This is a genomic window from Rhizobium sp. HT1-10 (assembly GCF_049472505.1).
Taxonomy (GTDB): Bacteria; Pseudomonadota; Alphaproteobacteria; order Rhizobiales; family Rhizobiaceae; genus Rhizobium.
On record NZ_JBCEBQ010000004.1, the window covers coordinates 476246 to 495114 of the forward strand.

At 62.6% G+C, this 18869-nt stretch carries 21 protein-coding genes; 15 read left to right on the forward strand and 6 right to left on the reverse strand.

All coding sequences use genetic code 11. The annotated features are described in order from the left end of the window. Positions 1-41: 41 nt before the first annotated feature. A complete protein-coding gene (gene murJ, locus VH564_RS13835; RefSeq protein WP_423340412.1) occupies positions 42-1643 on the forward strand; it encodes a murein biosynthesis integral membrane protein MurJ in 1602 nt (533 codons plus the stop codon). 70 nt (positions 1644-1713) lie between these two features. Here murJ and VH564_RS13840 read toward each other — a convergent pair whose 3' ends face one another. Further along, on the reverse strand, positions 1714-2427 hold the full coding sequence (locus VH564_RS13840) for a DNA helicase (protein WP_423340538.1): 714 nt from the start codon (positions 2425-2427) through the stop codon (positions 1714-1716). A 242-nt stretch (positions 2428-2669) separates the two neighbouring features. Then, positions 2670-3341, reverse strand: coding sequence for a TetR/AcrR family transcriptional regulator (locus tag VH564_RS13845; RefSeq protein ID WP_423340413.1), 672 nt, complete (start codon positions 3339-3341; stop codon positions 2670-2672). A 100-nt stretch (positions 3342-3441) separates the two neighbouring features. Between VH564_RS13845 and VH564_RS13850 the strand changes: the two genes are divergently transcribed. Together VH564_RS13850 and VH564_RS13855 are read left to right on the forward strand one after the other, a co-directional pair. Beyond that, positions 3442-4809 carry a cytochrome P450 gene (locus tag VH564_RS13850; protein ID WP_423340414.1) on the forward strand — a complete coding sequence of 456 codons (1368 nt, stop codon included), beginning with the start codon at positions 3442-3444 and terminating at the stop codon, positions 4807-4809. A gap of 479 nt (positions 4810-5288) precedes the next feature. After that, a complete protein-coding gene (locus tag VH564_RS13855) occupies positions 5289-6158 on the forward strand; it encodes an aldo/keto reductase family oxidoreductase (protein WP_423340415.1) in 870 nt (289 codons plus the stop codon). Positions 6159-6268: 110 nt separating this feature from the next. On the opposite strand, the gene VH564_RS13860 is transcribed toward VH564_RS13855, so the two are convergent. From VH564_RS13860 to VH564_RS13875, 4 genes are all read right to left on the reverse strand, one after another. Next, on the reverse strand, positions 6269-7171 hold the full coding sequence (locus tag VH564_RS13860; RefSeq protein WP_423340416.1) for a PhnA-like protein: 903 nt from the start codon (positions 7169-7171) through the stop codon (positions 6269-6271). A gap of 24 nt (positions 7172-7195) precedes the next feature. Then, positions 7196-7447: a hypothetical protein gene (locus VH564_RS13865; protein WP_423340417.1), complete on the reverse strand. Its 252-nt coding sequence runs from the start codon at positions 7445-7447 to the stop codon at positions 7196-7198. 81 nt (positions 7448-7528) lie between these two features. After that, positions 7529-7744 carry a CsbD family protein gene (locus VH564_RS13870; protein ID WP_423340418.1) on the reverse strand — a complete coding sequence of 72 codons (216 nt, stop codon included), beginning with the start codon at positions 7742-7744 and terminating at the stop codon, positions 7529-7531. Between the two features lie 219 nt (positions 7745-7963). Beyond that, positions 7964-8464, reverse strand: coding sequence for a GNAT family N-acetyltransferase (locus VH564_RS13875; protein WP_423340419.1), 501 nt, complete (start codon positions 8462-8464; stop codon positions 7964-7966). A 155-nt stretch (positions 8465-8619) separates the two neighbouring features. Between VH564_RS13875 and VH564_RS13880 the strand changes: the two genes are divergently transcribed. From VH564_RS13880 to VH564_RS13935, 12 genes are all read left to right on the forward strand, one after another. Continuing rightward, the gene (locus VH564_RS13880; protein ID WP_423340539.1) at positions 8620-9015 is read left to right on the forward strand and encodes a VOC family protein; all 396 of its coding nucleotides are present in this window, start codon (positions 8620-8622) and stop codon (positions 9013-9015) included. Positions 9016-9114: 99 nt separating this feature from the next. After that, positions 9115-10179 carry a tryptophan--tRNA ligase gene (gene trpS, locus VH564_RS13885; RefSeq protein WP_423340420.1) on the forward strand — a complete coding sequence of 355 codons (1065 nt, stop codon included), beginning with the start codon at positions 9115-9117 and terminating at the stop codon, positions 10177-10179. A 185-nt stretch (positions 10180-10364) separates the two neighbouring features. Next, positions 10365-10856, forward strand: a complete 492-nt coding sequence (locus VH564_RS13890) for a universal stress protein (protein WP_423340421.1) — start codon at positions 10365-10367, stop codon at positions 10854-10856. Between the two features lie 138 nt (positions 10857-10994). After that, a complete protein-coding gene (locus tag VH564_RS13895) occupies positions 10995-11561 on the forward strand; it encodes a NifU family protein (RefSeq protein WP_423340422.1) in 567 nt (188 codons plus the stop codon). A gap of 27 nt (positions 11562-11588) precedes the next feature. Then, on the forward strand, positions 11589-12257 hold the full coding sequence (gene tsaB / locus VH564_RS13900; RefSeq protein WP_423340423.1) for a tRNA (adenosine(37)-N6)-threonylcarbamoyltransferase complex dimerization subunit type 1 TsaB: 669 nt from the start codon (positions 11589-11591) through the stop codon (positions 12255-12257). A gap of 3 nt (positions 12258-12260) precedes the next feature. Beyond that, the gene (locus VH564_RS13905; protein ID WP_423340424.1) at positions 12261-12749 is read left to right on the forward strand and encodes a GNAT family N-acetyltransferase; all 489 of its coding nucleotides are present in this window, start codon (positions 12261-12263) and stop codon (positions 12747-12749) included. Positions 12750-12787: 38 nt separating this feature from the next. After that, the gene (locus VH564_RS13910; RefSeq protein WP_423340425.1) at positions 12788-13216 is read left to right on the forward strand and encodes a Fur family transcriptional regulator; all 429 of its coding nucleotides are present in this window, start codon (positions 12788-12790) and stop codon (positions 13214-13216) included. Between the two features lie 596 nt (positions 13217-13812). Continuing rightward, a complete protein-coding gene (locus VH564_RS13915; RefSeq protein WP_423340426.1) occupies positions 13813-14610 on the forward strand; it encodes a lysophospholipid acyltransferase family protein in 798 nt (265 codons plus the stop codon). Between the two features lie 48 nt (positions 14611-14658). Then, positions 14659-16050 carry a tRNA (N6-isopentenyl adenosine(37)-C2)-methylthiotransferase MiaB gene (miaB, locus tag VH564_RS13920; protein WP_423340427.1) on the forward strand — a complete coding sequence of 464 codons (1392 nt, stop codon included), beginning with the start codon at positions 14659-14661 and terminating at the stop codon, positions 16048-16050. A gap of 29 nt (positions 16051-16079) precedes the next feature. Continuing rightward, positions 16080-17135 carry a PhoH family protein gene (locus VH564_RS13925; protein ID WP_423340428.1) on the forward strand — a complete coding sequence of 352 codons (1056 nt, stop codon included), beginning with the start codon at positions 16080-16082 and terminating at the stop codon, positions 17133-17135. 15 nt (positions 17136-17150) lie between these two features. Then, complete coding sequence (gene ybeY, locus VH564_RS13930; RefSeq protein ID WP_423340429.1) at positions 17151-17657, forward strand: rRNA maturation RNase YbeY; 507 nt, start codon at positions 17151-17153, stop codon at positions 17655-17657. A gap of 8 nt (positions 17658-17665) precedes the next feature. Beyond that, entirely contained in the window at positions 17666-18841 is a 1176-nt protein-coding gene (locus VH564_RS13935; RefSeq protein ID WP_423340430.1) for a hemolysin family protein, read from the forward strand. The last annotated feature ends 28 nt before the right edge of the window (positions 18842-18869 follow it).

Genomic DNA, 18869 nt, shown 5'->3' on the forward strand with positions numbered 1-18869 from the left:
CAAACCATTGACGCCCACTGACACGATGGAAACGTAAACGCATGAGCCTCGTTCGCAAATTCGCCACCGTCGGCGGCGCAACGCTGGGCAGCCGCATCTTCGGCTTTGCCCGTGAGACCCTGATGGCAGCAGCGCTTGGAACAGGACCGATGGCGGACGTGTTCTACGCGGCGTTTCGTTTCCCAAACCTGTTTCGCCGGCTGTTTGCCGAAGGCGCCTTCAACGCCGCCTTCGTGCCGTTGTTTGCCAAGGAGATCGAGGCGAACGGCATAGACGGCGCCAAGCGCTTTTCCGAGGAGGTCTTCGGCGTCCTGTTCTCCGTGCTGTTCCTCATCACTGTCGTGATGGAACTTTCCATGCCGCTCCTGGTGCGCTTCATCATTGCGCCGGGCTTCGCCGACGATCCGGACAAGATGTCGATCACCATCCGCATGGCGGCGGTGATGTTTCCCTATCTGATGTGCATGTCGCTGACGGCGATGATGAGCGGCATGCTCAATTCGCTGCATCATTTCTTCGCCGCCGCCATCGCGCCCGTCTTCCTCAACGTGGTGATGATCAGCGCGCTGCTTTACGCGCTATACGTCGGCTCGCCGCCGCTCGACACCGCCTGGTACATGTCCTGGGGCGTGCTGGTGGCCGGCATCTTGCAGTTGGCCGTGGTCTACTTCGGCGTGCTGCATGCCGGCATCTCGATCGGCATCCGCTTTCCGCGCATCACGCCGAACGTCAAGCGCCTGCTGATTCTCGCCGTTCCGGCCGCCATCACCGGCGGCATCACCCAGATCAACCAGATGATCGGCCAGGCCATCGCCTCGTCGCGCGAAGGCGCCATTGCCGCCCTGCAATATGCCGACCGTATCTACCAGTTGCCGCTCGGCGTCGTCGGCGTTGCCGTCGGTGTGGTGCTACTGCCGGAACTCGCCCGCTCGCTGAAGAGCGGCAATCTGCGCGAGGCCGGCAATCTGCAGAATCGCTCGATCGAATTCGTGCTGTTCATGACCATCCCGGCTGCCTTCGCGCTGTGGATCCTGTCTGACGAAATCATCCGCCTGCTCTACGAGCGCGGTGCCTTCCACGCACAGAACACCGCCGTCGTCGGCGCCATCCTGGCGATCTACGGCATTGGCCTGCCGGCTTTCGTGATGATCAAGGCGCTGCAGCCGGGCTTTTACGCGCGCGAGGATACCAGGACGCCGATGCGCTTTTCGGCGGTCGCGGTTGCCGTCAATTGCGCCACGGCCCTGACGCTGTTTCCCTACATGGGCGCGCCCGGCATTGCGGTGGCGGAGGCAACGGCCGGCTGGATCAGCACGGTCCTGTTGTTCGGCACGCTGCTCTATCGCGGCCATCTGGTCTGGGAATGGGCGCTTGCCCGCCGTGCCGCGCTGCTGATCGTCTCCGCCGCGGTGATGGGCGGCGTGATCTATTATCTCAAGCAGCGCTGGGCGCCCGAACTCGCCTCGGGTGCAGCGCTGACCACGAAACTCGGCACGCTCGGCCTGCTCATCGCCATCTCGATGCTCGTCTACTTCGCCACCGCCTTCCTGATCGGCGGCGCCAACCTCGGCATGATCCGCCGCAATCTCAACCGCAAGCCAAAGGCCACGACGCCTGGCCCGGACCAGCCGAAGCCCGAGTGACCGATCGCGAAGCAACACCTGTGCGGAGGGCGGCGAGACGCCCTCCGTTAGCCCATCGGCAGCCTTAGAGCTAGGCGACGTTCTGGAGTTGCGCCTCGCCGTCGTGCAGGAAGCAGGCTTTGCTGAATATGCCGAGGTCGACCAGATTGGGTAGCCGGATGTCTCTTATGTCGGGCAGACGCCTGTCCTCGTGATCGAACGCACGATCGATCTGCGATATGAAGCCGAGCACCACACCCGTCCTGTCGGCAAAGGCTTTGAGCACTGTGAGCTGTTCGGCAAGGGCGGGCTTGCTTCTCTGCTGGTCGAGCAGTTGCAGATAGTCGATCACGGCGAGGGTGCCGCGCTTCATCCCGGCAAGATGATGGACAACATAATCCGCGCAGATCCCGTCGGACGTGACGACGTCGATCGTGTCGCTGACACGAGGCGTTCCTTCATCGAGGGATTGGATCTGCTTCCGGGCCTGGGCCTCGGTCAGCTCCAGAGTGAAAAAGACCGCCTGTCGCCCAGCCCTGACGGCATCGAGCAAAAGCTGAATCCCAAGGGTGGTCTTGCCGTGTCCGCGTCGGCTGGCAAGCAGAAGGAGATCGCCGTCGTCCAGCCGCGACAGGATCGTTCTCGACAGCGATCCCGCCGCCATATGCGATGACAGCGCGCTCCATCGAGCAAACCCCTCTTCGCGGGCTATCTGATCCAGTGCATCATGCAGCGGAAGCTTGGTGTCCCGTGCCATCAGCTTGGCGCGGCGTTTCAATTGGAAAATGGGCGCAGAAAGTTTCATCGAAGGCCTCCATAGCGAGCTGAAACGCAACCCCTCCTCATGCGGTGCCCGAACGGATGGTTCGACGATGGTGATGTCACCCTGCACGTGCGGTACTTCCCCGAAAGGAGGGGGGAGGCGTGGGTCGAGCCTTGGATGCAGGCTAGACAGGCCGTTGATTCGTGGCAAGCGCCGATCGCCGCACCAGATCCAATTGCCGGCCAGGCTGCGGCCGCAACAGATCCGGTTCAACCTGTCTGGAGCTAAGTTTGGGAGGACGTCCGCGTCTCCTCGAAGGCCTGCCGGGCCAGCGGGCTGAGATAGGGCCGAAACAGGGCGGAAACTTGGTTGATGCCCCAGGCGAGATGGTCCTCGTTGAGCTCGGGCACCCGTTGCTGCAGGTTCAAATAGACTGCCCAGTAGGTGGCGACAATCCACACATTGGCGAGCAGGGGTTGGCGATCCTCGGAAGGCACGCTGATCAGTTCTTCGCTCTCCATGCGGCCGAGAATTTCCTCAAGCGCATGGCCCATCAATCGGCTCACGGTCTGTATCTTATCGGCAAGCGAGGGGGCGACGGCGAGGAGATCGATGAGATCGCGGAACAGGAAGCGATAGTCCCAGACGAGCGAAAACCACTGGCGCAAAAATCCGGCATAGCGCGCGGGGTCGTCCGATGGGGCCGAACTTGCCCCTGCGACAAAGGCCGCAGCCGCTCCTTCGAAGCGCGAGAAGAGGCCGGATATCAACGCTTCCTTGGTGCGGAAGTGATAATAAAGATTGCCTTCGTTAATCTCGACTGTTCCGGAAATTTCCGATGTCGTGACGCGGCTAGGACCTTTTTCGTTGAAGAGCAGGAGCGTGGCGTCGAGGATTCTGTCGCGGGTCGAGGGGCGGTTTTGCGCGCGCGCCTTCTTCTTCGTTTCGTCTTTCATGCCGCCCTCTTGCAATATTAAGGTAATCACCTTATTTTACTTAAGGTGCATACCTTAGGAAAAGGTACCGGAGATTTCCGGTTGGAACAAGGAGCCAGATATGAGCGCGTCCATCGACGTCCCATCTTCCGAACGCCTTCCTTTCCTGCGGGGAAGATCGACGGCGGCTACCGTCCTTGCCATGATCAGGAACCCGCTCGAGGCCTTGCCGCCGGAAGTCTTCGTCGAACCGGTGGTCTTCACGCGCACCGCCGGCAGGACGCAGGTGTTCCTGTCCGACCCGACCCTCATTCACGAAGCGCTGGTCAAGAATGCGGATGCCCTGGGCAAGGGCGAAAACGTCAGGCGCGCCCTGGGCCCGGCCCTCGGCAAGGGCCTCCTGACCGCCGATGGCGCCCATTGGAAATGGCAGCGACAGGCGGTCGCCGGCGCGTTCCGCCATGACAAGCTGATCGAATTGCAGCCGGCAATGATTGCGGCAGCCGAAGTCACCCGCGATCGGCTTTTGGCGGCCAACGGTACGGCGCTCGATATCGGCCATGAGATGATGCGGACGACCTTCGACATCATCGTCGAGACGATGATGTCGGGTGGCCACGGCATCGATGTCGGGAAGGTCGAGCAGGGCATCACCGATTATCTGAAACCAAGCGGCTGGACATTCGCGCTTGCGATGCTCGGCCTGCCCGAATGGGTTCCTTTTCCAGGGCGCGGCAAGGCGCGCGAGGCTGTTGCCTTTCTTCGCTCCAGCCTGGCTCGCGTGATAGCCACCCGCCGTAAAACGCCCGATGAGCGCTTCGACCTTGTATCGATGCTGCTCGCGGCGTCCGATCCCGAAACCGGCCGGAGCATGAGCGACGACGAGATCGTCGACAACCTCATGACCTTCATCACGGCGGGGCATGAGACGACGGCGTTGGGGCTGGCCTGGACACTCCATCTTCTTTCCCGGCACCCGGAATACGAAGCGAAGGTTCTTGAAGAAATTGCTGCAGTTACGGAAGGCCAGCCGCTCCGTGCCGAGCATGTCGCAAGGCTGAACTACACGAAGCAGGTTTTTTCGGAAGCCATGCGCCTCTATCCGCCGGCGCCGATCATCACCCGCACCGCATTGCGGGACTTCAGGCTGGGCGCCTTCACAATCCCGGCCGGCACGAACCTTCACGTTCCGATCTATGCCGTCCACCACCATGTGTCATTGTGGCCAAATCCCGAGACCTTCCAGCCCGATCGCTTTGCCCCTGATGCCGCAAAGGATCGCCACCGATACGCCTATATGCCCTTCGGCGCCGGACCTCGGGTCTGCATCGGCAATGCCTTTGCCATCATGGAGGCGGTGGCCATCCTCGCGGTCATTCTGCCCGCCATCCGGCTCGCCAATCCAAGCGCGGCGCGGCCGAAAGCCATTATGAAAGTCACGCTGCGCCCGAAGGAACGTTTGCTGATGACCGTTCAGGCGCGCGCCTAGCTTTGCAAGCGCAGATTATCCGACGGGCTGCCTTCGCTTGCGGCGCAGCGCAGGCTATACGCAAGGTTCGTAATTTAGGACGTAATGGCGGGAATGCGGCTCGCGATATTCGTTTTGCGCGGCAATGAGTGCCTCGACGCGGGATCGATGGGGGCTGCGTTCGATGCAGTATGATTGGGCCGGAATCCGCACGAAGCGGATCAGACGAATGAAGCAGGTATCGCTGACCTTCGTCAGCATGGTGTTGCTCTGTTGGGTAAAGCTCCACCTTCGGTGACCGTCTGGCTTCGGGGAGAAACTCGACTGAGCCACTGCCTCCCGCCTTCGGGTTAAGGAGTGGCTCCCGCTCGAAGCGAAATGCCGCGTCGTCGTCTGAAACAGGCACTGTTCGCTTTGGCGCACAGCCCGTGCGGTTTACTCCCATTTTCGCAAATGCCGAACTGGCCTATCTCCAAGTCTCAACAACGAGGAGAGAGCCTATGTCCAGCCTAGATCAATTGTCCACCTTCGCCCTTGGTAGCCGCAGCGTACGGCGTCTCGGCTATGGCGCCATGCAGCTTGCTGGCCCCGGAGTGTTTGGGCCGCCGAAGGATCATGACGCGGCTCTTGCGGTTCTGCGCGAGGCTGTCGCTGCTGGCGTCAACCACATTGACACCAGCGACTTCTACGGACCGCACGTCACCAACCAGCTTATCCGCGAGGCACTTCATCCCTATGGCGACGATCTCGTCATTGTCACGAAGATCGGTGCGAAGCGCGGCGAGGACGCCTCCTGGAATCCTGCCTTTTCCACCGATGAACTGACCGCCGCCGTCCACGACAACCTGCGCAATCTCGGTCTCGACGTGCTCGAGGTGGTCAACCTGCGCATCATGTTCGATGTCCACGGTCCGGCCGAAGGCTCGATCGAGGCGCCGCTGACGGCACTGGCAGAACTGCAGCGCCAGGGCCTGGTGCGCCACGTCGGTCTCAGCAACGTCACGGCGACGCAGATTGCCGAGGGGCGGAGGATCACGGAGATCGTCTGCGTCCAGAACATGTACAATCTGGCCCATCGGCAAGACGACGGCTTGATCGACGATCTGGCCCGCGACGGCATTGCCTACGTGCCGTTCTTCCCGCTTGGCGGTTTCAGCCCGCTGCAGTCTTCGACGCTCAACGAAGTCGCCGCCGGGCTCGGTGCTACGCCGATGCAGGTCGCGCTGGCGTGGTTGCTGCACCGTTCGCCAAACATCCTGCTGATCCCGGGCACCTCCTCGGTCGGCCATCTCCAGGAAAACCTCGCGGCCAAGGACATCGTACTCACGGACGAGGTGCTGGCGAAGCTGGACGGCGTCTCCGCCGCGTAAGCCTCAGGTACCACAAACACGACATCCTCCCTTGCCGGCGGGCAAGGGAGGATGTCGTTGGCGCAGAACTGCTCGAAGGCGCCGGGATCTCCGGCGCCTTCGATGTTGCGTTAGATGTCCCTTCTGACGGAAGCCGGGATGGCGCGCGTGCCGACCGAACCACCGAACCACGATGCGATGGCACCGAGCAGCAGGGCGAAAAACGCGAGGATGGCGCCGCTGGAGACAACCTTGGTGGCCGTCTGGGCCGCATCGATGGCACGCTGCTTGGCAGCTTCCACGTTCGCTTTATAGGTTGCCTCGTACTGGGCGACCTGTGCCTTTGCCTGATCGACCGGAATGTTCTGCGCCTTGGCGATCGCATCGGCGGCGCGGTTGCGGGCGTCTTCAGCCTTTGCCTGGTCGCCGGTCAGGGCAGCCTGCACGGCGCTGACGGCAGCGGCACGCAGCGCCTCGGGATCGTTGCCACCGCTGGCATTGCGGATCTGCTTCTCGATGTCAGCCATCGGGTTGTTCGCATTGGCAGCCACCGGAGCGGCAGCAGTAACCGCCGTGCCGGCAGTCTGGCCAATGCCGCCCAGCATGCTGCCGAGGCCGCTGAATGCGCCGCCGACAACAGCACCGATCGAGGTCGTCAGCAGGTAAAGGATGACGAGCGTGGTGACGGCCCAGGTGGTCAGGCCATGGTAGGAACCCGTCGACTTGCTCGGGCGACCGGACAGGCGACCGGCGACGTAAGCGCCGATGAACGCTGCGATCAGGCCGGCAACTACGAACCAGATGCCGCCGCCGATCGAGAAGGAGCTTGCGGTTGGATTGTCGTATTTGGCCGGGTCGATGACAGCGGCGCCGACGCCAACGCCGAGCAGGTTGAGCAGGAACTGAACCGCAAGCGCAACGGCCACGCCGGCGAAGATCGCGCCCCAGGAAATTTTATTGAAGAAAGCCGTGTCGCTGGGGTCGATTGCGTAAGCGGGTTCGGCGCGGCGGTTGAGGCCAACGGGTTCGGTCATAGGTGAGATCCTGATGTTGGAGTGTTAGTCGAGGAAGACCCGCATCTGAAGGCGGTCATGGCCGATCACTTCGGATGCAATTCTTTTGATGGTGGAGATGCACGTGTCGTCGCCCGCCGTACCCTCGATCAAGATCAAGGGACCGGCTGCCGATACGAGCAGGTTCGAGGTATCGAAATGACACCCGGATCGGATGGCGCTCATCACCGCTGACGCGATGGAGAAGTCGCCGATCGGTCGGCAAGGCGGCTGCCAGTGGGGGAAGATTTGGAACACGCGAGGCCCTCACTGCGCGGAAGCCACTCTATAGAAAATCAGGCATCACGCGGAGCTCGATCGCCCCGCGTGGGCCGGCAATCAGAGCTTCTTGTTGAGATAGTCCGACGCGTTCTGCGCACCATCCTTGACAGCGGCCTTTGCGTCGCCGGCAGCCTGCTGGCCTTCGCCCTTGAGTTCCTGCAGCTTGCCTTCGGCCTGCAGCTTCTCGCTGCCGACCAACTTGCCAACGCCCTGCTTGATGTTGCCGATCGCTTCGTTTGCGAGACCGGATGCCTTGTCTGTGGTGCTGCTCATGAAATGCCTCATTTGGCGATGTTGATTTGCACCGCTTCAATGCAATTGCTGAATTTTAGTTCCGCGAGCAGCGTGAAAATATTAGCACAGTGAGATGTATGCCTGGACGCCTGCAAACCCAGGTTGTTCTGCACCAGAAGGCGCGGCATCAGCCGGTCTCAAACGCCCCGCAGGCAAGCGTGATCCGGCCAGACGCGGGGCACCGGTTTGGGGAAGATGCTAACCGGCGAGCCGCGCCCAACGCTCGTGGTCGCGCCATTCGCCGGCGATCTTGAGATAGTCTCTGGAAGAGCCTTCGCGGTGAAATCCGGCGCGCTGCACCAGCGACAATGAGGCGATATTGTCAGGCTGGATGTTGGCTTCCAGCCTGTGCAAGCCGATTTCCTCGAAGGCATGCCTGCAGACGCTGTCTACAGCCTCGGTCATGAAACCCTTCCGCGCAAATTCGGCAACGCCGTAATAGCTCAGATACCCGCTTCGGAATGCGCCCCATACAATTTCGCTGATATTCACCACGCCGACAACCGAGCCGCTGTTTCGCTCGCGCCCGACGAAACCGAGGTTCGGCCCCGTGATCGTCTTGGCGTACCAAGCGTCAAAGCCATCCATATCCGTGAATGGAGCAGTCCAGGGCGCGTGAAGCGTCTGGCTCTTTCTGTTCGCGTCGATAAGCTCTTCGGCATCCGAGATCTGGACGCGCTGGATTTGGATGTTCGTCATATTCTTCTTCTTGTCCGGGAGACCATGCAGGGAAGCTACGGAGGCCGGTGAGTTGCCGATCCGCGCCCTCATACCGACAGGGCGTGACCCTGTTCAAGCGACCGTCAAAGGCCTATGCCTGCACCCACATCTTCGGCCATTCACAGGAGCAGCCGTTGTCCGACCGGTCCATCTTTCTCGTCACCCTCGTCGTCGATGACTACGATACCGCCAAGGCCTTCTATTGCGGCGCTCTCGGTTTCGACTGCCTGCAGGACGAAGTCCAGCCGGATGGCAAGCGCTGGCTGGTGGTTCGCCCAGTGGGCGAGGCGGGGGCGTCCCTGCTGCTGGCGAGAGCCGACAGCGAGGTGCAGCAGGCGGCGGTCGGCAACCAGACCGGCGGACGTGTCGGGTTCTTCCTCAAGACCGACGATTTCGACCGCGACCACGCCGCCATGGTCGCCAAGGGTGTGGCCTTTCTCGAGACGCCGCGGCGCGAGGTCTACGGGACAGTCGCGGTCTTCGCGGACCCCTACGGCAATCGCTGGGATCTGATCCAGCATTCCCTCTGAAATGCCGCTTGATCGGCGTCTTTTCGCCGTGCATAAGCCTCGGCGTTAGCAACATGGGCGAGAAGCCCTGGGGCCTTCCACAAGCCTATTGAGGACGATATGACCGAATTCAAGAAACTCGTATTCTCCGGCGTGCAGCCGACCGGCAACCTGCATCTCGGCAACTATCTCGGCGCCATCAAGAAGTTCGTGGCGCTGCAGGAAAACAACGATTGCATCTATTGCGTCGTCGACATGCACGCGCTGACGGCGCAGCTGGTGCACGAGGACATGCCGAGCCAGATCCGCTCGATCACCGCGGCCTTCCTCGCCTCCGGCATCGACCCGGCCAAGCATATCGTCTTCAACCAGTCGGCCGTGCCGCAGCACGCCGAACTCGCCTGGATCTTCAATTGCGTCGCCCGCATCGGCTGGATGAACCGCATGACGCAGTTCAAGGACAAGGCCGGCAAGGATCGCGAGAACGCCTCGCTTGGGCTCTATGCCTATCCGAGCCTGATGGCTGCCGACATTCTGGTCTACCGCGGCACCCACGTGCCCGTCGGCGACGACCAGAAGCAGCACCTCGAGCTTGCCCGCGACATCGCCATGAAGTTCAACATGGACTATGCCGAGCACATCCGCCGCGCCGGCACGGGGCTGGACATCGTTGTCGGCGAGCAGCCGGTGCATGCCTTCTTCCCGCTGGTCGAGCCCTTGATCGACGGCCCTGCGCCGCGCGTCATGTCGCTGAAGGACGGCACCAAGAAGATGTCGAAGTCGGATCCGTCTGACCTGTCGCGCATCAACCTGATGGACGACGAGGAAACGATCTCGAAGAAGATCCGCAAGGCGAAGACCGATCCGGACGGCCTGCCGAGCGAGATTGCCGGCCTTGCCGGTCGCCCGGAAGCCGACAATCTCGTCGGCATCTATGCGGCGCTCGCCGACAAGACCAAGGCTGAGGTGCTTGCCGAATTCGGCGGCCAGCAGTTCTCGGTGTTCAAGCCGGCCCTGGTCGACGTCGCCGTCTCCACGCTGGCGCCGATCACCGGCGAGATGCGCCGGCTGATGGGCGATCCCGGCCATATCGACGCCGTTCTGCGCGATGGCGGTGCCCGCGCCCGCGCCCGCGCCGACGTCACGATGCAGCAGGTCAAGGACATCGTCGGCTTCATCTCTTAAAAGCTGCCGCAACGTGATCTCCCCCCTCGTGGGGGAGATGTCGGCCCGGCCGCCAGAGGGGGTCTCCGCGACTTCGGAATATGCGGCATAATCCCTCTGCAAGCTTCGAGATATACGCCCCCGCAAGGGTGGAGATCGAGCCGCGTCATCTTGCGATTTGCCGTTCCACATGTCATGGATAGCGCATGGTATCACAGCGACTTTCACGGCTCGAAGGCCATCGCCGCAAGTTCATGGCGGTGATCGACGGCACTCCCGAATGCCAGCGTGCCGTGCACTATGCCGGCCGGCGGGCGAAGAATACCAATGGCGGCCTTTTGCTGCTTTACGTCATTCCCGATGGTGATTTCCAGCAGTGGCTGGGGGTCGAGGAAATCATGCGCGCCGAAGCCCGCGAGGAGGCCGAGGCCGTCGTTGCCAAGGCTGCCCAGCTGGTGCGCGAGACGATCGGCATTGAGCCGGAAACGGTCATCCGCGAGGGCGACGTCGCCGAGCAGCTGAATGCCTTGATCGACGAGGACCGAGACGTCGCCATCCTGGTGCTCGCCGCAGGCTCCGCCAAGGAAGGGCCGGGTCCGCTGGTGTCCTCGGTCGCCGGAAGGGCCGCCGCTTTCCCGATCCCGGTCACCGTCCTGCCGGATTCGCTGACCAACGAGGAAATCGACGCGCTCTGTTAATCTGCCGGCTATGTCTGGACGATCAGGTTGCCGATTTGTTGAGTGTTGCGCTCTTGATTGGCAGGTCGAAAAGGCCTATTTTCTTTTGAAGAGTTCTAAAAGACGGGCCGGTTGCTTCCGACCGTCATGGAGATGACGATGTTCATTCAGACCGAATCCACGCCGAACCCCGCGACGCTGAAGTTCCTGCCTGGCAAGGTGGTGATGGAGAACGGCACGGCCGAGTTCCGCAGCGCCGCAGATGCCGAAGCCTCGCCGCTGGCCGCCCGCCTGTTCACGGTGCCCGGCGTCACAGGCGTTTATTTCGGCTATGATTTCATCAGCGTCTCCAAGGACGAGCAGGAATGGCAGCACCTGAAGCCGGCGATCCTCGGCTCGATCATGGAGCATTTCATGTCCGGCAAGCCGGTCATGGGCACTGCGTCTGCGCTGTCGGAAGCCACGGATGCCGATGGCGAGTTCTTTGCCGAAGGTGACGAATCGATCGTCCTGACGATCAAGGAGCTGCTGGACACCCGCGTTCGCCCGGCCGTGGCGCAGGATGGTGGCGACATCACCTTCCGCGGCTTCCGGGATGGCACGGTCTTCCTCAACATGAAGGGCTCCTGCGCCGGCTGCCCGTCTTCGACGGCGACGCTGAAGCATGGCGTGCAGAACCTCCTTCGCCATTTCGTCCCCGAAGTGCTGGAAGTCGAAGCCGTCTGATCGAGGCCTTGTCGGAAATTTCAGAAGATGATCGTACTGGCGCTTGATACCGCAGGCGTTGATTGCGCCGCCGCCGTCTATGACAGCGGCGGTGATCGCCTGCTCGGAGACATCACCGAGACTATCGGCAAGGGTCACGCCGAGCACCTGATCGCGCTGATCGATCGCGTGCTTGCAAAGGCCGGCCTGACGCTCGATCAGATCGAGCGCATCGCTGTCACTGTTGGACCAGGCTCCTTCACCGGCATCCGCGTCGGTGTCGCGGCTGCCCGTGGTTTCGCCCTTGCCCTCGGCATCCCGGCGGTCGGTGTCACAACGCTTGCCGTCATCGCAGCTGCCCATCAACCGCAGGCGGCGGGTCGCCCGATCCTGGTGGCGATGGATGCGAAGCGCGGAGAAGTCTACCTGCAGACCTTCGGCGCCGACGGGTTGCCGGTCAATGAGCCGCAGGCGATGCTGATCGAGGATGCGCAGGCGCTGGTGGCTGAATTCGATGGCCTGCTGGCAGGCTCCGCCGTGCCGCTGCTGCGCGCCGAGGTGGGAACCACCCCGATTGATACCGTTGCCAACGTCTTCCCGATCGCCGACGTCGCCCGGCTTGGCGCTGCAATGGAGGTCGGCGACAAGCCGAAGCCGCTCTATCTGCGCGGTCCAGATGCCAAGCCGCAGCTCGGCTTCGCGGTCGCGAGGCAGTAGGCCATGCTGCCATCCTTCCTGACGCGAAAACCGGAATACGAATTGGTCGCGATGGTATCGCGTGATTGCGCCGACGTTTCGGCGCTGCACAGCGCCCGTTTTCCGAAAGCCTGGGGCACGGGCGAATTCCACAGCCTTTTGTCGCAGGATCCGGTTTTCGGCTTCGTTGCCCGCCAGACCAACGGCAAGCCGGCGCTTTGCGGCTTCGTGCTTGCCCGCCATGTTGCCGATGAGGCGGAAATCCTCACGATAGCGGTGCAGCCGAGGCTCGGTCGCGCCGGTCTCGGCTGGCGGCTGATGCAGGCGGCCATGCGCGAGGCCCACCGGCGCGGCGGCGAAAGCATGTTCCTCGAGGTCGACGCCGGCAACCTGGCTGCGGTCGGGCTGTATCGAAAGCTGGGCTTCGACACGGTCGGCGAGCGCAAGGCCTATTACACGGATGCCTCCGGCGCAAAATCGACGGCGCTTGTCATGCGCCGCGATCTTCGCTAGTCCCTAGGATCGTATCCACGGGGCAGAAGAGCACATCGATGAATGATATCGCCAAATCGCTCGAGGAGCTTTGTGCCGAACGCGGCATGCGCATGACCGAGCAGCGGCGCGTCATCGCCCGGATTATCGCCGAGGCCGAGGACCATCCCGATGTCGAGGAACTGCATCGCCGCTCGGTGAAGATCGATTCGAAAATCTCGATCTCGACCGTCTATCGCACGGTCAAGCTGTTCGAGGACGCCGGCATCATCACCCGCCACGATTTCCGCGACGGCCGCTCGCGCTACGAGACCGTGCCGGAGGAGCATCACGACCACCTGATCGACCTGAAGACCGGCGATGTCGTCGAGTTTCATTCGCCCGAAATCGAAGCCCTGCAGGAGCGCATCGCCCGCGAACACGGCTTCCGCCTGGTCGGCCACCGGCTGGAGCTCTACGGCGTGCCGATCAAGAAGGATGAGCACTGAGTGCCCGAAGTCTGCGACAGGGCTGGACGAAGCTTATGCATTCGGAAACCGCAGCTTTGCGGTGAGTGCACCATTGGGCGAACGCCCCCCCACGTCCTCCCTCATTCCTGTGCTCGTCACAGGAATCCAGCCACGGCGCGTCTGCGCCGTGAGAGGGCCGACCTGAACTCCGCAGAAGCTCTCTCGCGCGCAAGGACTTGGGCGCACTGGATTCCTGTGACGAGCACAGGAATGAGGGAGGAGAGGGCGTGCAGCCATCCCAAAGTTGACAATGAGGCACGGTCAGCCACGGCGCGTCTGCGMYGTGAGAGGACCGACCTGAACTCCGCAGAAGTTTTCTCGCGCCCAAGGACTTGGGCGCACTGGATTCCTGTGACGAGCACAGGAATGAGGGAGGAGGGGGCGTGCAGCCATCCCAAAGTTGGCAATCAGGCCCGGTCAGCCACGGCGCGTCTGCGATGTGAGAGGACCGACCTGAACCCCGCAGAAGCTCTCTCGCGCCCAAGGACTTGGGCGCACTGGATTCCTGTGACACGCACAGGAATGAGGGCGGCGGTGGTAGGTACGCACCCGAAAACACTTGATGAGGCCCGGCCTTGATCCACCGGCTTCGCCTTGCCTTCGGTCTGTTGCTGGTGGTGGTCGCCAGCCTCTTCATGCTGCCGCTGCAATGTCTCTGTCTCTATTTCGACTGGAAGCTGCGCCGCTATCTGCCGCGCATCTGGCACCGCCTCGTCTGCTGGGTCTTCGGCTTGCGCATCCGGGTGCACGGCGCGCCGGACGGGCGCCGGCCGCTGATGCTGGCCTCGAACCACTCCTCCTGGCTCGACATTCTCGTGCTGTCGGCCGTCGCCGATGTCGCATTTATCGCCAAGATCGAGGTGCGTGACTGGCCGATCTTCGGGATGTTCGCCCGACTGCAGAAGACTGTCTTCGTCGTGCGCGAGCAGAAGCGCAAGACAGGCGAGCAGGTCAGCGAGATCGCAGAGCGCATGGCCGGCGGCGAGATCGTCGTGCTGTTTCCGGAAGGCACGACATCGGACGGCAACCGGCTGCTGGAGGTGAAATCCTCGCTGTTCGGAGCTGCCGCTGCTGCCCTGCCGGGCACGCCGGAAGGCGTGGTGCATATCCAGCCGGTGGCTGTCGCCTATACCGGCATCCATGGCATGCCGATGGGCCGTTACCATCGGCCGGTCGCCACCTGGCCCGGCGATATAGAGATGCTGCCGTCGCTGAAAGGCGTGCTCGCCTGCGGTGCCATCGATGTCGATGTGTGGTTCGGCGAGACGGTGGATTACACGGCGGGCAGCAATCGCAAGCAGGTGGCGGCACTCGTCACCGAGCGCATCCGCACCATGCTGAGCGACCTCCTGCTCGGCCGCCACCGTGCCTGACACGAAGATTGTCTTTTCACAACCTCGAAAAACGACTAGATAGCCGCCATGACACAGGACAGCGCCCTTCTGATCGCCCCGGAAACCCGTGATGGCAGCAACAGCCGCAAGGTCTTCATCAAGACCTACGGTTGCCAGATGAACGTCTACGATTCCACCCGGATGAGCGACGCCTTGGCCAAGGACGGCTATGAGCCGACCGAGGACATGGAAGAGGCCGACCTCGTGCTCCTCAACACCTGCCATATCCGCGAGAAGGCGGCCGAGAAGGTCTATTCGGCGCTCGGGCGGCTGCGCGACATGAAGAAGCGCAAGGCGGCAGACGGTCGCGAGATGATGATCGGCGTCACCGGCTGCGTCGCCCAGGCCGAAGGCGAGGAAATCCTGCGCCGGGCGCCAGCCGTCGATGTCGTCATCGGTCCGCAGACCTACCACCGCCTGCCGGACGCGCTGCGCCGCGCCAAGGGCGGAGAGCGCGTCGTCGATACGGAATATGCCATCGAGGACAAGTTCCTGCACCTGCCGATGGCCGAAAGCGCCAAGATCCGCGCCCGCGGCGTCACCGCCTTCCTGACGGTGCAGGAGGGCTGCGACAAGTTCTGCACCTTCTGCGTCGTACCCTATACCCGCGGCTCCGAAGTCTCGCGGCCGGTGTCGCAGATCGTCGACGAGGCGGAAAAGCTGGTGGCTGGCGGCGTGCGCGAAGTCACGCTGCTCGGCCAGAACGTCAACGCCTGGCACGGCAAGGGTCCTGATGGCGAGGAGTGGAGCCTCGGCGATCTGCTCTACCGGCTGGCGGACATTCCGGGCCTGTCCCGCTTGCGCTACACCACCAGCCATCCGCGTGACATGGACGATCGGCTGATCAACGCCCACCGCGACCTGCGCATGCTGATGCCCTATCTGCACCTGCCGGTGCAGGCCGGCTCCAACCGCATCCTCAAGGCCATGAACCGTCGCCACACCACGGCCGACTATCTGGCGCTGGTCGAGCGCATCCGCGCCGCCCGCCCGGACATCGCCCTGTCGGGCGATTTCATCGTCGGTTTTCCGGGCGAGACAGACCAGGATTTTGAGGATACATTGAACCTCGTTACGGCCGTGCGTTATGCCCAGGCCTATTCGTTCAAATATTCGACGCGTCCCGGCACGCCCGGCGCGGACTTGAAGGACCAGGTGCCCGAAGAGATCAAGGCGGAACGGCTGGAACGTTTGCAGGCGCTTTTGACGCGCCAGCAGCAGGAATTTGCCGAAGCCTGTGTCGGTCGCTTGGTCGATGTGTTGCTTGAAAAGCCCGGTCGCATGCCCGGACAGCTGATCGGCCGTTCTCCCTGGCTGCAATCGGTGAATGTTGATGCAAAGGCATCGCAAATCGGTGACATTATTAACGTACGAATCACCGGGACAAGCACCAACAGTCTCTTTGCAGAGCAGGTGTAGATCCAAGATTGGCAAAGGAGCTTGACCGCTTGAACGCACAAGAATTGGTTTCCTCTACCCCGCGCCAGGCCCCTGCCGCGACCGACGCCAATCACTTCGTTCTGACTTTCGAAAACAACAGGTTCGCCAGCGAGCTGTTTGGACAGTTCGAACAGAACCTGAAGCTGCTGGAACAGCGGTTGAAGATCAATGCCCGCGCCCGTGGCAATTCCGTCGTCATCACCGGCGACGTGCTGGCCACCAACCAGGCCCGGCGTACGCTCGATTACCTCTATGAAAAATTGCAGAAGGGCGGCTCGGTCGAGCCTTCCGACGTCGAGGGCGCCATCCGCATGGCGCAGGCGGCGGACGACCAGCTGATCCTGCCGACCATGGAGCGCAAGGCCAAGCTCACCATGGCCCAGGTGTCGACGCGCAAGAAGACCATTGTTGCCCGCACGCCCACCCAGGACGCCTATCTGCGGGCGCTCGAGCGCTCCGAACTGGTGTTCGGCTGTGGTCCGGCCGGTACCGGCAAGACCTATCTTGCCGTTGCCCAGGCCTGCCAGCTGCTGGAGCGTGGCGCCGTCGAAAAGATCATCCTGTCCCGCCCGGCGGTCGAAGCCGGCGAACGCCTCGGCTTCCTGCCCGGCGACTTGAAGGAGAAGGTCGACCCTTACCTGCGGCCGCTCTACGACGCGCTCTACGACATGATGCCGGGCGACAAGGTCGAGCGGGCGATCACCGCCGGCGTCATCGAAATTGCGCCGCTCGCCTTCATGCGCGGCCGGACGCTGGCCAATTCCGCCGTCATCCTCGACGAGGCGCAGAACACCACATCGATGCAGATGAAGATGTTCCTCACCCGTCTCGGCGAAAATTCGCGGATGATCGTCACCGGCGATCCGAGCCAGATCGATCTGCCGCGCGGCGTCAAGTCGGGCCTGGTCGAGGCGCTGCAGCTGCTCAGCGGTGTCGAAGGCATCTCGGTCATCCGCTTCAAGGATACCGACATCGTCCGCCACCCGCTCGTTGGCCGCATCGTGCGCGCCTACGACACCCTGTATGCGACCCCCGAAAGCGAAGAGGCCGATCGGCAGCGTTGATGCCGGCATGAACCTATGACCCGACTGGATATACAGATCAGCGTCGAGGAGGGCGATTGGCCCTCCGAAGACACCCTGCAGGCGATGGCCGAGCGTGTGCTCGGCGATGCCGCGGATTTCCTGGTGACCGAGCTTTCCCAGCCTTTCCCGGCCATGCAGCCTGAGCTGTCGCTTGTTTTCACCGACGATGCGTCGATCCGCGAGATCAATGCGGAGTGGCGCCAACAGGACAAGCCGACCAACGTGCTGTCCTTCCCGGCCTTCCCGCTCGCGCCCGGGGGAATGCCTGGGCCGATGCTCGGCGATATCATCATCGCTCGCGAGACCGTCGAGCGCGAGGCGGCCGATCTCGACAAGAGCCTCGACGAACATCTTACCCATCTGTTGGTGCATGGTTTCTTGCATCTGTTCGGCTACGACCATATGAATGATGCGGACGCCGAAATGATGGAAGGTCTGGAGACTCGCATTTTAGCGAGACTTGGACTATCTGATCCCTATGCGGGTCAAGACCCGGTCTGATTGGAACCATGAGCGACTTTACAGCAAAACCGGCCACTGACGCCAAAGAGCAGGACGCGACCTCCGACGAGGTTGCGAGTAGTAACGGCAAGGCGGGATATAAATCCCAATCCACCTTCTGGAGCCGCGCCGCGCGCGTCCTCCGCCCGGCCCAGGGCTCGCGCCTTCGCGAGGACCTCACCGACGCACTGATGGTCAACGGCACCGAGGACGATGGCTTTTCAGCCGACGAACGGGCGATGCTGCACAACATCCTGCGCTTCCGCGAGGTTCGCGTTGCCGATGTCATGGTCCCGCGCGCCGATATCGAGGCGGTGGACCAGAATCTGACCATCGGCGAGCTGATGATCCTGTTCGAGGAATCGGGCCGCTCGCGCATGCCGGTCTATTGCGACACGCTCGACGATCCGCGCGGCATGGTCCATATCCGCGACCTGCTCTCCTATGTCGCCAAGCAGGCGCGCAACAAGCGCCGCGTCGGTGCCAAGGCCGCAGCCCTCGATCCGCAGGTGGCCGCGGTGGCGGCAGAGAAGGCTGAGAAAGCCCCGCGCTCGGCCAAGCCGAATTTCGATCTTGCCCGTGTCGATCTGCGCAAGACCGTTGCCGAAGCCGGCATCATCCGCAAGATCCTGTTCGTGCCACCGTCGATGCTGGCCTCCGATCTCCTGCGCCGCATGCAGGTCAACCGCACGCAGATGGCGCTTGTCATCGATGAATATGGCGGCACCGACGGTCTCGCCTCGCATGAGGACATCGTCGAAATGGTCGTCGGCGATATCGACGACGAGCATGACGACGAGGAAGTCATGTTCAAGCAGGTCTCGGAAGACGTTTTCGTCGCCGACGCCCGTGTCGAGCTGGAAGACATCGCCCGCGCCATCGGTTCGGATTTCGACGTCAGCGAAGAAGTCGATGACGTTGATACGCTGGGTGGCCTGATCTTCTCGGCGCTGGGGCGCATTCCGGTCCGTGGCGAGCTCGTTCAGGGGCTGCCCGGCTTCGAATTCCAGATCTTGGAGGCAGATCCGCGCCGCATCAAACGTGTCCGGATCACCCGCAAGCGCCACCCGGTCCGTCGCCGCCCCGCCAAGGGGGAGGTCGATCCGGCTGGAGCCGACCGCGATCTTCCCGCATCCGACGTGCAGCTGGAAGGCGGCGCTGCCAATCGGAAGACGGCCAACTAGCCCCACGACCTACAGGCATCGCAGGACA